The 14069-nt window shown below is 44.8% G+C and carries 11 protein-coding genes; 6 read left to right on the top strand and 5 right to left on the bottom strand.

Translation table 11 applies throughout. The features are described from left to right. Window positions 1–41 precede the first annotated feature (41 nt). Genes purT through dapC form a run of 3 tightly spaced genes read left to right on the top strand, consistent with a single transcriptional unit; the run spans window position 42 to window position 5148 of the window. A complete protein-coding gene (gene purT / locus BLP85_RS06310) occupies window positions 42–1256 on the top strand; it encodes a formate-dependent phosphoribosylglycinamide formyltransferase (protein WP_171259669.1) in 1215 nt (404 codons plus the stop codon). Window positions 1257–1286: 30 nt separating this feature from the next. Next, on the top strand, window positions 1287–3953 hold the full coding sequence (gene glnD / locus BLP85_RS06305; protein ID WP_092819279.1) for a [protein-PII] uridylyltransferase: 2667 nt from the start codon (window positions 1287–1289) through the stop codon (window positions 3951–3953). A gap of 25 nt (window positions 3954–3978) precedes the next feature. Beyond that, a complete protein-coding gene (gene dapC / locus BLP85_RS06300; RefSeq protein WP_092819278.1) occupies window positions 3979–5148 on the top strand; it encodes a succinyldiaminopimelate transaminase in 1170 nt (389 codons plus the stop codon). Between the two features lie 144 nt (window positions 5149–5292). On the opposite strand, the gene BLP85_RS06295 is transcribed toward dapC, so the two are convergent. Together BLP85_RS06295 and msrB are read right to left on the bottom strand one after the other, a co-directional pair. Beyond that, the gene (locus BLP85_RS06295; protein ID WP_092819277.1) at window positions 5293–5775 is read right to left on the bottom strand and encodes a glutathione peroxidase; all 483 of its coding nucleotides are present in this window, start codon (window positions 5773–5775) and stop codon (window positions 5293–5295) included. After that, entirely contained in the window at window positions 5772–6191 is a 420-nt protein-coding gene (msrB, locus tag BLP85_RS06290) for a peptide-methionine (R)-S-oxide reductase MsrB (protein WP_092819276.1), read from the bottom strand. The genes BLP85_RS06295 and msrB overlap by 4 nt, the downstream gene beginning before the upstream one ends. 151 nt (window positions 6192–6342) lie before the next feature. Between msrB and BLP85_RS06285 the strand changes: the two genes are divergently transcribed. After that, complete coding sequence (locus tag BLP85_RS06285) at window positions 6343–7578, top strand: pyridoxal phosphate-dependent aminotransferase (RefSeq protein ID WP_092819275.1); 1236 nt, start codon at window positions 6343–6345, stop codon at window positions 7576–7578. 96 nt (window positions 7579–7674) lie between these two features. Here the strand turns inward: BLP85_RS06285 and BLP85_RS06280 are convergent, their stop codons facing one another. Further along, the gene (locus BLP85_RS06280; protein WP_092819274.1) at window positions 7675–9651 is read right to left on the bottom strand and encodes an acyltransferase family protein; all 1977 of its coding nucleotides are present in this window, start codon (window positions 9649–9651) and stop codon (window positions 7675–7677) included. Window positions 9652–9881: 230 nt separating this feature from the next. Here BLP85_RS06280 and BLP85_RS06275 point away from each other — a divergent pair, with 230 nt between their 5' ends. After that, window positions 9882–11060 (top strand): YbfB/YjiJ family MFS transporter, encoded by a 1179-nt coding sequence (locus BLP85_RS06275; protein ID WP_092819273.1) that lies wholly within the window; start codon window positions 9882–9884, stop codon window positions 11058–11060. Window positions 11061–11071: 11 nt separating this feature from the next. Here the strand turns inward: BLP85_RS06275 and BLP85_RS06270 are convergent, their stop codons facing one another. Both BLP85_RS06270 and icd read right to left on the bottom strand, forming a co-directional pair. Continuing rightward, window positions 11072–11617, bottom strand: coding sequence for a M23 family metallopeptidase (locus tag BLP85_RS06270; RefSeq protein ID WP_092819497.1), 546 nt, complete (start codon window positions 11615–11617; stop codon window positions 11072–11074). A 154-nt stretch (window positions 11618–11771) separates the two neighbouring features. Then, window positions 11772–13025, bottom strand: coding sequence for an NADP-dependent isocitrate dehydrogenase (gene icd / locus BLP85_RS06265; RefSeq protein ID WP_092819272.1), 1254 nt, complete (start codon window positions 13023–13025; stop codon window positions 11772–11774). Window positions 13026–13220: 195 nt separating this feature from the next. On the opposite strand from icd, the gene BLP85_RS06260 reads away from it, so the two are divergent. Then, a complete protein-coding gene (locus BLP85_RS06260; protein WP_092819271.1) occupies window positions 13221–14009 on the top strand; it encodes an rRNA large subunit pseudouridine synthase E in 789 nt (262 codons plus the stop codon). Window positions 14010–14069 lie beyond the last annotated feature (60 nt).

Raw genomic sequence — 14069 nt, 5'->3', positions numbered from 1 at the left:
ATCAGTTCTGCTATGCTAAAAGTCCATAAAATCAAGCATGGATGATTTACATGAGCGTGACTATTGGTACTCCCCTTCAAGCTTCTGCCTTTAAAGTTTTGCTCTTAGGCTCAGGAGAATTAGGTAAAGAAGTGGTGATTTCTCTGCAACGTTTAGGTGTAGAAGTTCATGCTGCTGACCGTTATGACCATGCGCCTGCCATGCAAGTTGCCCATTATGCCTATACCTTGAATATGGCAGATGCCGAAGAACTCAAGCAACTGATCCAGCAGGTTAAACCTGATTTAATTGTGCCTGAAATTGAGGCTATTGCGACCCAAGTTCTGGTGGAAATCGAACAACAGAATATTGCCACCGTCATTCCTTCTGCCAAAGCCGTCAACCTGACCATGAACCGTGAAGGCATTCGCCGTCTGGCTGCCGAAGAACTGGGCTTGCCGACCTCAGCTTACCGTTTTGCCGACTCGCTAGAATCATTCCGTGCAGCCTGTGATGACATTGGCTATCCCAACTTTGTCAAACCGGTGATGTCTTCTTCCGGTAAGGGACAATCACGCGTCAAGAACTTTGATGAAGTGGATGCGGCCTGGGAATATGCGCAAACCGGTGGCCGGGTCAATCAGGGTAAAGTGATTGTCGAATCGCAAATCGACTTCGACTTTGAAATTACCCTGCTCACGGTACGTGCCAAAAATGCGGAAACAGGTGAAATTGAAACGCAATACTGCGACCCGATCGGACACCGTCAGGACTCTGGCGATTATGTCGAAAGCTGGCAGCCTCAAGCCATGACAGCGGCGGCTTTGGAAGAAGCCAAACGCATTGCGCATAAAGTCACAACAGCTTTAGGAGGCTGCGGTATTTTCGGTGTGGAACTGTTTGTCAAAGGCGATAAAGTATGGTTTAGTGAAGTCTCTCCACGTCCGCATGACACCGGGCTTGTTACTCTTGCATCGCAATTCCAGAGCGAATTTGAATTACATGCACGTGCCATTTTAGGCCTGCCGGTGAACACATCTCGTCATAGTGTGGCAGCCAGTGCCGTCATTTATGCAGGCGTTGATGACACCAATCTGTCTTTTTCTGGCTTAAATCTTGCTTTAGCCAATCCAGACACCGATTTACGCCTTTTTGGTAAACCCGAGGGTTTTAAACGCCGTCGTATGGGGGTTGCAACTGCACGTGCTGAAACAACAGATCAGGCGCGTCAACTTGCCCTAGAGACGGCGTCTCAAGTCAGTGTTCAACAAAACTAAACCTGCCACCTTATTAACGGACCACTGTTCATGATCAATACCTCTCCTCTGCTGAATTACGTTAAAAGTAACCATGACATCCAGGCAATCAATCAATGGCGCACCGATGTTGAAAATCAGCTTCAGGAAAGTTTTGAAAATGGACAGTCTATCCGGGAAATTATCCTGGCCCGCTCCCATTTGATTGATGAAGCCCTGGAGTTTCTCTGGAAACATGCTGAACTTGACCAGACCGATCTGGGCTTGTTTGCGGTAGGTGGTTATGGCCGCCGGGAAATGCTGCCTTATTCCGATGTCGATATCATGATTTTATCGGAACAGGACATTACTGCCGAGCAGGAAAAACTGATTTCCACTTTTATCTCCTCGCTTTGGGATGTCGGCAATTTCAAACCCGGTATTAGCGTACGGACCATTTTGCAATGTGTTGAACAGGCCACCAATGATTTAACCGTCGCAACTGCGCTGATTGAATCGCGCTTAATTAGTGGCAACCGGCATCTGGCCAAATGGCCACGCCGTATTGTTTCGCAAACCTGGACCGATAAAACCTTTTTTGATGCCAAAATGGATGAGCAGGCAAAACGCTATGCGCAGCACAACAATACCGAAAGCAACCTGGAACCAGATATTAAAAATGCGCCGGGAGGCATCCGCGACATCAACCAGATTGGCTGGATTGCCAAACGTCACTTCCGGGTCAACCGGATTTATGACCTGGTGCATTTAGGCTTTATTTCAGAGTTTGAACTGGGTGTTCTAGAAGAAGCCGAAAGCTTTTTATGGGAAATCCGTCATCATCTGCACCGTCTGACCAAACGCGATGAAAACCGCTTATTGTTCGATTATCAGCGTGATATTGCAGCCTTGTTTGGCTATACCCGTGAAGAAGATAAATCGCCGAATTATCCGATTGAACAGTTCATGAAGCGCTATTACCGTAGCGCACAGCAGGTCTCTACCTTAAATGAAATGCTGCTGGCCTACTTTAATGAATCTGTGATTACCCCACGGTTGCCCAACTACGAGCGCAAAATTGAAGAAATTAACGAAAATTTCAAATTGGTCGATGGCAAACTGGCGGTACAGCATCATAAAATTTTCTCGGAACGTCCAAGTGCAATTTTAGAACTGTTCTATTTATTGGCGAACCGTCCTGAAATTGAAGGTATCCGTGCCCGTACTTTGCGTCTGCTCACCCTGGCAGCCAAACGCATCAATCAAGCCTATCGCGATAATCCCGAACATCAGGCCCTGTTTATGGCAATCATGCGTTCGCCGCATCGCCTGTATGACACACTGGTGGCGATGAAACGTTATGGCGTGCTCGGAAACTATATTCCGGCATTCGGGCAAATTATGGGGCTGATGCAATATGACCTGTTCCATATCTATACCGTAGATGCGCATACTTTATTATTGCTGCGCAATTTAAACCGCTTTAAAGAACCTGAATTTGCCAAAGATTTTCCGGTGGTCAGTTCGGTGTTCCAGCGTCTTCGCCGTCGCGACATTGTCTATCTGGCGGCCTTGTTCCATGACATTGCCAAAGGTCGTGGCGGTGACCATAGCGAACTGGGTGCAGAAGATGCGATTACCTTCTGTCGTACCCACGGCTTTACCGAACGTGAATGTAACCTTGTGGCCTGGCTGATTCAAAACCACTTGCTGATGTCGATGACCGCACAGAAAAAAGATATTTCAGACCCGGACGTGGTGCAAGATTTCGCTGAAAAACTCGGTGATATGGAACACCTGGACTATCTGTATACCTTAACCGTTGCCGATATTAACGCGACCAATCCAAAACTGTGGAATACCTGGCGTGCCTCCCTGATGCGTCAGCTTTATACCCACGCACGTGATGTGATTCGTACCGGTCTGGGACATCCGGTGGATTATCAGATGCTGATTGAAGACACCAAATTCGCTGCCAGTGAATTGCTGGTCAATGACTTCTCCCTGGCGGATGTCGAAAAAGTCTGGCAAGAACTCGGCGATGAATACTTTATTAAGGAATCAGCCGATGAAATTGCCTGGCATACCCGTGCCATCTTGCAACACGGCCATAATCCAGAGCCTCTGGTCTTGATGCGTGCCCATCGCCAGTCGGCACAAGATGCGGTGCAGATCTTTATTTACACTCAGGATCAACCGAATCTATTCGCCACCACCGTCGCCATTCTGGACCGGATGAACCTGGACGTTCAGGATGCACGGATTATCACCGCCTCGACTGCCTTTAGCCTGGACACCTATGTGGTGCTGGACCGTTTTGGGACTTTGCTGACTGACCCTGAACGTGAACAAACGGTCATTGAGGCATTGGTCAAGGCGTTGAGCGAGTCAGATAAATACCCGGGCCTAATGCAACGCCGTATTCCACGCCAGTTACGTCATTTCGATATTGAAAATACCGTGGATATCACCCTGAATGCAGCACTTCAGCAAAACATGGTGGAAATTGCAACGCTCGACCATCCGGGTTTACTTGCTAAAGTAGGTGGTTTATTTATGATGCAGGGTTTAGATATTCATTCTGCTAAAATTGCCACCCTGGGTGAGCGTGCAGAAGATATTTTCTTTGTCACCAAAAAAGATGGCAAGCCAATGACTGATTCAGAAGCTGAAACTTTTGCTGCCCAATTGAAGTCAGCTCTGGATGAAGCCTCAAGTCTAGTCTCTGGTCACCATTAACTTAAATTTACGCGGTATCGATTTCATGAACTCAAGTTTGTCATTATTGCATCCTTATCCTTTTGAAAAGTTAAATAAGCTTTTTCAGGGTATTCAACCTGCAGATTTACCACTCATTCCATTATCGATTGGTGAACCAAAGCATCCGGCACCGGAGTTTGTGAAGCAGGCCATTATTGACAACTTCCAGCATTTATCGACTTACCCAAACAGCAAAGGCTTGCCTGAATTACGTCAAAGCATTGCCAACTGGCTCACCCGTCGCTTCAAGCTGAACAGCATTAGCGCTGAAAACCATGTTTTGCCTGTATCGGGAACACGTGAAGCGATCTTTTCTTTTGTTCAGGCTTTGGTCAACCGCGAAGATGCGCCTTATGTGGTGATGCCGAATCCTTTCTATCAAATTTATGAAGGGGCAACTTTGCTTGCCGGTGCCAAACCTTACTTCATTAATTGCACAGAAGAAAACAATTATCTGGGTGATTTTGATGCAGTTCCTGCGGAAGTGTGGGAAAAAACGACATTATTATTTGTCTGCACCCCGGGTAATCCGACGGGTGCAGTATTGTCCAAAGAACAATTTAAAAAACTGATTGCCCTTTCAGACCAGTACAATTTTGTGATTGCCTCAGATGAGTGCTATTCAGAACTCTGGTTTGATGAAGCCCCTGTCGGTTTACTGGAAGTCTGCGCTGAACTGGGTCGTGACGATTACAAAAACTGTGTGGTGTTCCATTCCCTGTCCAAGCGTTCAAACCTGCCGGGCATGCGTTCAGGTTTTGTTGCTGGTGATGCCTCTTTGCTGAAACCTTATTTGCAATACCGTACCTATCACGGTGCTGCCATGCCGGTTCAGCATCAACTGGCCTCTATTGCAGCGTGGGATGATGAAGCGCATGTGGAAGAAAACCGTAAGCTGTACCGTGCCAAATTTGAACTGTTTCAAAATGAACTGGGGCATTTACTGCCACTGAAAAAACCGGATGCAGGTTTTTACTACTGGCTGAAAGTCGACAATGACGAAACTTTTGCCAAAATGCTGATGGAAAAAGCGCATATTAAAGTCCTGCCAGGCCGTTATCTTTCACGTGATACCGGGCAAGGCAACCCGGGTGAAAATCATGTCCGTATGGCATTGGTCGCCGATATCGCACAATGTGAACAAGCCATTCAGCGTTTGAAAGCCATTCTTTAATGGCTTGAATAAGCAATAAGATTAACCATTATCCACTGCTGCAACAGTGGATAATTTTTTGCACATGCATTTAAACGCAGCCTATAAAACGAGAGAGGGCGATTCATGAATCGCCCTATTTTATTTATTTTCTATTATTCCAGCTTACTGCGCTAAAGCTGCTTCAATTTCATTTTCCAGATCTTCAGGTTTGGTGGTCGGTGCAAAACGATTCAATACTTTGCCATCTTTACCGATCAGGAATTTGGTAAAATTCCATTTAATGCCATTACCTAAAATCCCCTTGCTGTTATTGGTCAAATAGCGGAATAAAATGTGGGCTTCAGGTCCCTTGACATCCACTTTGGCAAACATCGGGAAATTCACCCCGTAGTTTTTTTGGCAAAATGCACCAATCTGTTCATTGGACCCCGGATCTTGCCCGCCAAACTGGTTACAGGGAAATCCCAATACTTCAAATCCCTGATCTTTGTATTTTTCATACAATTTTTCAAGACCTGCAAACTGGGGCGTAAAACCGCATTTACTTGCGGTATTTACAATTAATAAAACCTTACCTTGATAATCGGCAAATGATTTATTTTTTCCATCTAACAACTCAGCCTCAAACTGATAAATGTTGGTCATGGATAGGTTTCCTCATCATTTTTTTCTTGTGTTTTTAATTCTAAAGAAGCTGAATTGACGCAATAGCGCAATCCTGTAGGTTGTGGACCATCTTCAAAAACATGGCCTAAATGTGCGCCACAATGATGGCAAACAATTTCGGTTCTGACCATCCCATGCGAAGAGTCCTGATGCTCTTCAATAACCGAGTTATTTACAGGACGATAAAAACTTGGCCAGCCACTGCCGCTGTCATATTTAGTTTCAGAAGAGAATAATTCTGTCCCACAGCAACGGCAAAGATAAGTCCCTGCTTGCTTTGTATTCCAGTACTTACCGGTAAATGCTGGCTCCGTCCCCTTTTGTCGCGTAATGCGAAATTCGTCTGGTGATAACTCTCTTTGCCATTCTCGGTCTGTTTTATTGAGTTTTCCCATCACTAACTCCTTTAAATCTTTGACATTCAATGTCATGCTTCAGTACTTCATATTTACGCTAGAGCAAAAAAAATATCTAGCTAAATTTCAATATAGATTGTGATATTTCAGTAATCTATTTTTTTACACACTTACATAGTTGGATGGAAATATGTCCGTTTTAGGTAACACTACGCCACGCGAAATTAAAAAATCGTCTAAGCTCGAGCATGTATGCTACGACATTCGCGGACCTGTGTTACGAGCGGCCAACGAAATGGAAGAGGCCGGGCATAAGATTATCAAGCTGAATATCGGTAATCCCGCCCCGTTCGGTTTCGAAGCGCCGCAAGAAATTATTAATGATGTGGCTTTAAACCTGCCGAATGCTGTAGGTTATACCGATTCAAAAGGGATTTTCCCTGCGCGTAAAGCCATTTGCCAGTATTACCAGCAAAAAGGCATTCTGAACATGCATGTCAATGACGTGTATATCGGTAATGGCGTGTCTGAACTGATCGTGATGGCCATGCAAGGCTTGCTGGACGACGGCGATGAAATGCTGGTGCCAATGCCTGACTATCCATTATGGACAGCTGCCGTAAACCTGTCTGGCGGTACCGCGATTCACTATAAATGTGATGAGGAAAACTTCTGGTATCCAGACATTGCAGATATGGAAAGTAAAATCACGCCAAATACCCGCGGTATTGTGATTATCAATCCAAACAACCCGACCGGTGCGGTCTACCCACGTCATGTATTGCAACAAATCGTTGATCTTGCAAAAAAATATGACCTGATTTTGTTTGCTGACGAAATTTATGACAAAATTATTTATGATGGCATCGAGCATGTTTCTGTTGCTGCACTTGCCGGTGACCAGCTTTGTATTTCATTTAATGGCTTGTCTAAAGCGTACCGTATTGCAGGTTACCGTTCAGGCTGGATGGCCATTACCGGTGATAAATCACGTGCTCTAGACTATATTGAAGGCCTGGACATGTTGGCCTCAATGCGCCTATGCGCCAACCACCAGGCACAATATGCGATTCAAACCGCTTTAGGCGGTTATCAGTCCATCAATGACCTGATCCGTCCGGGTGGCCGTTTATATGAGCAACGCAATATTGCCTGGGAAATGTTAAATGACATTCCGGGTGTCTCTTGCGTAAAACCGGAAGGTGCCATGTACTGTTTCCCTAAACTGGATCCGGAAATTTACCCAATTCAGGATGATGAAAAATTCATGCTCGACTTATTGCGTGCGGAAAAAGTGTTACTGGTTCAAGGAACCGGTTTCAACTGGCCGACTCCTGACCATTTCCGTGTGGTGTTCTTGCCTGCCGAAAATGAACTGCGTGAAGCGATTACCCGTTTAGGTCGTTTCCTGTCAAAAATGCGCTAATGTTCTAAGTTCTAAGTTCTAAGTTCTAAGTTCTAAGTTAAATAAAAAAAACCGCGTTTGATCACGCGGTTTTTTTATGTCTGATGTGAGCGCTTGTTAGTCTTTCAGCGGATTGCCAAATCGTTTTAGATATTCAATGCCCAATTGCCGCGACCCCTGATCATTAATATGATTGCTGTCTTTATTCCGATATAAAGGCACATCATTAATCATAATTTTACACGTCTGCTGATTACAGATGACCCTGGTCGGGTCAATGATTTTCAGGTCAGGGTATTTCTGTTTGGCTTCTGCAACAATGCGATTAAATTGTAGTAGCTGTGCCTCATAATTCTTTCGGGAAACAGTACATGGCGCCTGGGTATTTAAAATTTCATTGCGAAGATTACAGTCTGCCGGCACCCCATCTCTATCTAACCGAGGTACATCATTCAGCAGAATGACCTGATCACTGGACTGATAGGCAATCTCCAGGGCTTTCATGAAACCGGTTTTAAATATTTCTGCATTGGAGTGATGTTTACCATCTTCCAGTTTCACCTCATCACCGAAATACGGCACATAGGAACCGGCCAAAATAATGGTGGGATAATGGGTTTTCGCAAGATGGGCCGTAATCGCCTCATTTCTGAATGCAAACTTGTCGAGTTTTGTCCAGCGGTTAAAATTCGCTTCCGAACGCTGCACCCCGGGCAAGTAAAAAGTTGAACTTTGCGTGATGTCATAACCGCGCAAATTCGCATCTTTGGCCCATACATCCAGCATCGCGCTATAACCGTTAGCATGCGAATCGCCAATCAATAAAAAGTCGATATCGGCTTTCGGCTTGCCCAAGACACAATCCTCCTGATCGGGTAAAGCTTTCGGATCCTCAATATCCATGCATTTATTTCGGATCACATGCGCATAAGAAAGCATGGCTTCCTGCTTGCTATAAACAGATTGCGGAAACCGGTCTGGAAAACCCTCATTGAGATTGACGGTCTTGGCAATGGCGATAAAACTCAGGGCTGGCATCAGAAAGCCGATAACAATCACTTTGTAATTCGCTGCCATCACAAAACGTTTACTGGGTTTTTCAATAAGTTGATAGGTTAAAAATGCCAACAGGATGGACAATAATACAATCACCACCTGATTTTCGACATTCAATGGCCGCATATAGATGCCGAATAACACGATAATCGGCCAGTGCCATAAATATAAAGGATAAGAAATTCTTCCCACCCAGGTACTGAAACGATTGCTTAACAATATATTGCTTGAGGGTGAAGACTGGCCTAGATAAATAATCAGCGCTGTCGCCAAACACGGGATCAGCGCCATTGCGCCAGGAAAAGGCGTCTGTTTATCAAAATACACAGCTGTGGCAAACAATACGACCAAACCGCCCCAAATCAGGCTTTGCAGCAATTTTTTTGGCAGTTTGAGCTGGGGCAGAAAGCCAATCAATGCACCAATCAGCAGCTCGAAGGCACGAACCGGCATACTGTAATAGGCCTTCGCTGCATTCTGAGTCAACTTGTGCTGGGCATACAGCAATAAGGCCACAATGAATGCAGTGACTACAGCCCACATATATTTACGCGATACCTTTCCTGCAAATAGCAATAACAGTAAAGGCCAGAAAATATAGAACTGCTCTTCAACCCCTAGCGACCATAGGTGCAATAAAGGGATTCCTTCAGCATCCTGGCTAAAATAATCACCCACTTCATTGCGCATATAGATATTTGCCATGAGCAAGGTTGCATACATGACACTGTCAAAATATTCGGTCAATTCGCCAGGAAGCATGACCTGCCAGGCAATAATACTCACAACACTGAGTACGGTAAAATAGGCCGGAGCTAAACGTACCACACGTTTCTTGTAAAATCGCGCGATGGAAAACCGTTTGGACTGAATATCATGCGTTAAAATAATGGTGATTAAATAACCTGAAATGACAAAAAAGACATCCACACCAATATATCCTCCTGAAAAGAAAGATAATCCGACATGGTTAAAAATCACCAATAAAACAGCAATGGCCCTTAAGCCATCAATATCAGCGCGATAGGAGAAATTCATAATTTCAAAAAAGTACGATAACGTAGCGGGATTGTAGACCTTTATTGAAAAAATTCAATTTTCAAAATAAAGGGTTATATGTCACACAATGCTATAAAAGCTGTCTTAAACATTACTTAATAACGCGTGCCTGCATGTTTTTATAGTGTTTATTGGTTCTAATCCTGTTTATTCTGCGGCACTCATGCTATTTATAGGATGAATGAATAATAAATACTGTGAGTACATGGATGTCCTCAAACAATATCAAGCTTAGTCTGTTGTTATGCCTCAGTATGTGCTTGGGGATTGGTATTTTGCGTTTCTCCTATACTGCGCTTTTACCCAGCACACGTGAAGCTTTTGCCTGGAGTACAGGCTTTGCCAGCCTTTTAGGCAGTGCCAATTTACTCGGCTATTTAATGGGTGCTTTTGCAGCCATGCGCCTGCCTCAAAACAAAAGCATGACTCTATACATTCAGATTGCCGCCATCGCCGGCATGTTCAGCTTGATGTGCTGTGCATTTTCCGGTTTTCCGCAAGCCTGGTATATTTTTTGGCGGGTGATTTCAGGAATCAGCGGTGGCCTGCTGATGATTTTATCTCCGAGTGTGGTGGCACAGTGCTGTGATATTCAGGACCGTTTTAAAATCAATTTTATTGGTTTTAGCGGAATTGGCCTGGGGGTTTTATTGGCGACCCTGTTCCTGCCTTATCTGGACCAGATTTCGATACAGACCGCCTGGCTGATTTTATGCGGCTTCGCGCTGATTATCTGTATTTGCTTAAGTATTTTACTGCAACAATTTAAGCATCATCTTTCTGCACAACCAGTGCAGACACAATCTAAAATTCCACTCAACACAATCTTTTATAGCTTGTTGGTTGTGTATGCCTGTAGTGCATTTGCCTATATTCCGCATTCACTGTTCTGGATTGACTACCTGAGCCATGAACTGGGACTAAACCTGTTCTGGATTAACTTGAACTGGATTCTGTATGGCTTGGGCAGCGCTTTGGGGGCTTTTGCTGCCTATGCACTGGCAAGAAAATTTGGCAATTTTTTCGCCCTGAAAATTCTCTACAGTCTGTATATTATGGCGATTTTTATTGCCACCTTAAATACCAGTCCGCTGCTGACTTTTGCCTCTTCCTTTTTTACCGGCATGCTTAATCCGGCAGTGGTGTTTTTGACCTCTTATACGATTTTACAACTCTATGGTCTGGCCTATAAAAAGCTCTGGAGTATTGCCACGCTGTGTTTTGCCTCTGTGCAGCTGATTGGCGGATTAAGTTTTAGTACCCTGCAACATTTCGGCGTGACTTATCATCAACAGTTTATCCTGGCTGCGGTGGTTTTATTATTGGGAACATTGCAACTGGCCTGGTATACCCGCCCGGCTAAATTCAAAACCAGTGAGCAGACATAACCGCTTTCTGCTCAGGAATCTGGAACCAGATAAGGATATGGGTTGAGGGCACCTTGCCCTTGCATATAAATTCCATAATGCAAATGTGGTGGGGTATTTTCAGCATTACCGGTATTGCCGACATAACCGATCACTTCGCCTGCTTCTACCCAATCGCCTGCCTGAATCCGGGCTGCATAATCCTCTAAATGGGCATAATAATGCCGGCTTAAATCCGGTCCCACAATCCAGACCACGTTTCCCCCCAAATGATTCGTACCTACCTGCAATACAATGCCTTGAGTAGTGCTTCGCACCGCAGTGCCACACCTGGCAAAAATATCCACACCTTCATGCTTGCGCCCTTCGCTACGCGCAGCTCCCCAGGTGTCTTGTATTTGTCGGGGTTGAATATTTTCCACGGGTATGGCAAGCCGTGTGGGCAAGTCCGTTTTTTGTAATTGCATATATAAAATGGGATAACGCATGCCTGCTGCATCACCCGATGCTGGCGGCTGGCAGCCTGAAAGCAGCACAAATGCCATCATTAAACTCAGGCAGGAAATATTTTTGGACATGTTTCGATGCTGATGCATGAATTTCAAAAATGAGAATAATCTAATCCATTTCATCTTAATTTTTTAATTCCATTGAATGAAAGATCATTTCTGTAAATATAAAAAACCTGCGACATACGCAGGTTTGTTCTTATACAGATTTAGGTCAAATGACTTATTCCATGTTGTTAATGACCGCCTGACCAAATTCCGAACAACGGAGCAAAGTCGCGTCCGGCATTAAGCGTTCAAAATCATAGGTCACGGTTTTATTGGCAATCGCACCGGAAATACCCTTGATGATCAGGTCAGCCGCTTCAGTCCAGCCCATGTCACGCAGCATCATTTCAGCAGAAAGAATAATCGAACCCGGATTGACTTTGTCTTGGCCGGCATATTTAGGTGCAGTCCCGTGAGTCGCCTCATACATCTGGATGGCTCCACCAATGTTGGCACCAGGCGCAATCCCGATCCCGCCCACTTCAGCAGCAAGCGCGTCAGAAATATAGTCACCGTTTAGGTTCAGCGTGGCAATTACCGAGTAATCGGCAGGACGCATCAGGATTTGTTGCAGGAACGCATCTGCAATGACATCTTTAATAATGATATCTTTGCCATTTTTAGGGTTTCTGATTTTAACCCATGGTCCACCATCCAGAAGTTCACCGCCAAAACGCTCAAGCGCAACTTCATAGCCCCATTCCTTGAAGGCACCTTCGGTGTACTTCATGATGTTGCCTTTGTGCACCAGGGTTACGCTAGGTTTGTCATTATCGATGGCAAACTGAATGGATTTACGAACCAGACGCTGAGTCCCTTCTTTAGATACCGGTTTAATCCCGATCCCGCAATTATCTTCGAAACGGATTTTGGTCACACCCATTTCTTCTTTCAGGAATCGAATGATTTTTTTCGCTTCTGGAGAATCTGCTTTCCATTCAATACCCGCATAGATATCTTCAGAGTTTTCACGGAAAATCACCATGTCCGTCAGTTCAGGATGTTGAACCGGAGAAGGCACACCTTCAAACCAGCGCACTGGACGTACACATACGTATAGGTCTAATTCCTGGCGTAATGCGACGTTTAGGGAACGGATACCACCGCCAACCGGCGTCGTTAAGGGACCTTTAATAGAAACCACAAATTCACGCAGGGCTTCAAAGGTTTCTTCCGGCATGTAGGTACCGTAGATTTTATCTGCTTTTTCGCCACAGTAGACTTCCATCCACTCGATCGAACGTTTGCCAGCGTAAGCTTTCAGAACCGCAGCATCAACCACTGCTTTCATTGCCGGTGTAATGTCTACACCAATACCGTCGCCTTCAATAAAAGGAATAATAGGATTGTTTGGAACATTGAGTGACAAGTCTGCATTTACGGTAATTTTGCTACCATCTGCAGGAACAACGATCTTCTGATAACCCATTCTCTAGGTTCTCCCTTTGTATCTAGCGATATCTAAAAATAATTGCCAATTGGGCAATACTTTCGTCCTTTCTTAACGCATAATAGTTTAATTGAATTCCATTGTGTTTAAGATTTATACGGGAAATAACAATATTTCCCCATTGAATAAAACTTAACCTTTTTTAGTCTTATGTAATTAAAGAAGTCATTTCCTATGAAAATCGTCATTCTCAACAAACCTTATGACGTCCTCTCCCAATTCCGTAAAGACGAAGCACACATGACCATGTCTGACTTCGTAGACGATCCGACTTTGCGTTTGGCGGGTCGCCTTGATATGGACTCGGAAGGTTTAGTTTTTTTAACCGATCACGGCGGTTTAAACCAGTTTATTACCAACCCGGCCAACAAGAAGTTTAAAACCTATCTGGTACAGGTGGATGGTGATGTCACTGAAGAAGCGCTGGAACAGCTTCGTCAAGGGGTTGAACTGAAAGATGGCATGACCCTTCCTGCCAAAGCCATTAAAGTGCAACAGCCTGAATGGTTATGGGAGCGTGATCCTCCGGTTCGTTTCCGTGCGTCGGTGCCTACCTCCTGGATTGAAATTTCAATCTGTGAGGGCCGTAACCGCCAGGTTCGCCGTATGACTGCTGCGGTAGGCTTTCCAACTTTACGTTTGATTCGTACTAAAATTGGTTCGATTGATCTGGTTCAGTTGGGTCTGCAACCGGGTGAAACCAAAGAAATCGAACCTTTACTCTACCCTGACTTTAAAGATGTCCCTGCCGAAGAACCTTACCGTTCACGTTCTTATGTGAAAAAACCGGGTGGTACAGGTGGTAAACCTATGGTTCGCAAGAACAAAGATGGTTCACCTAAGAAGTCTGGGACTAAACGTATCTGGCAAATGGATGAAAGCGAGAAACCGCGTCGCAAGACCAACGGAACAACGCGTCCAAACACCAAAGCGCCGCGTGGACGTGGCCGTGGTCGCGGTTAATCGCCACAATATAATAAGGGTGCATAAGCACCCTTTTTTAATACAAAATCCAAATATATT

This window comes from Acinetobacter kookii, from assembly GCF_900096895.1.
GTDB lineage: Bacteria > Pseudomonadota > Gammaproteobacteria > Pseudomonadales > Moraxellaceae > Acinetobacter > Acinetobacter kookii.
Note: the sequence above shows the minus strand (reverse complement) of the source record. Positions and strands in the feature narration are given on the sequence as shown.

What these genes read in the sequence shown, in the direction of transcription:
- purT (WP_171259669.1), top strand. Translation starts at nt 42, where the DNA reads ATGATTTACATGAGCGTGACTATTGGTACTCCCCTTCAAGCTTCTGCC.
- glnD (WP_092819279.1), top strand. Translation starts at nt 1,287, where the DNA reads ATGATCAATACCTCTCCTCTGCTGAATTACGTTAAAAGTAACCATGAC.
- dapC (WP_092819278.1), top strand. Translation starts at nt 3,979, where the DNA reads ATGAACTCAAGTTTGTCATTATTGCATCCTTATCCTTTTGAAAAGTTA.
- BLP85_RS06295 (WP_092819277.1), bottom strand. Translation starts at nt 5,775, where the DNA reads ATGACCAACATTTATCAGTTTGAGGCTGAGTTGTTAGATGGAAAAAAT.
- msrB (WP_092819276.1), bottom strand. Translation starts at nt 6,191, where the DNA reads ATGGGAAAACTCAATAAAACAGACCGAGAATGGCAAAGAGAGTTATCA.
- BLP85_RS06285 (WP_092819275.1), top strand. Translation starts at nt 6,343, where the DNA reads ATGTCCGTTTTAGGTAACACTACGCCACGCGAAATTAAAAAATCGTCT.
- BLP85_RS06280 (WP_092819274.1), bottom strand. Translation starts at nt 9,651, where the DNA reads ATGAATTTCTCCTATCGCGCTGATATTGATGGCTTAAGGGCCATTGCT.
- BLP85_RS06275 (WP_092819273.1), top strand. Translation starts at nt 9,882, where the DNA reads ATGTCCTCAAACAATATCAAGCTTAGTCTGTTGTTATGCCTCAGTATG.
- BLP85_RS06270 (WP_092819497.1), bottom strand. Translation starts at nt 11,617, where the DNA reads ATGTCCAAAAATATTTCCTGCCTGAGTTTAATGATGGCATTTGTGCTG.
- icd (WP_092819272.1), bottom strand. Translation starts at nt 13,025, where the DNA reads ATGGGTTATCAGAAGATCGTTGTTCCTGCAGATGGTAGCAAAATTACC.
- BLP85_RS06260 (WP_092819271.1), top strand. Translation starts at nt 13,221, where the DNA reads ATGAAAATCGTCATTCTCAACAAACCTTATGACGTCCTCTCCCAATTC.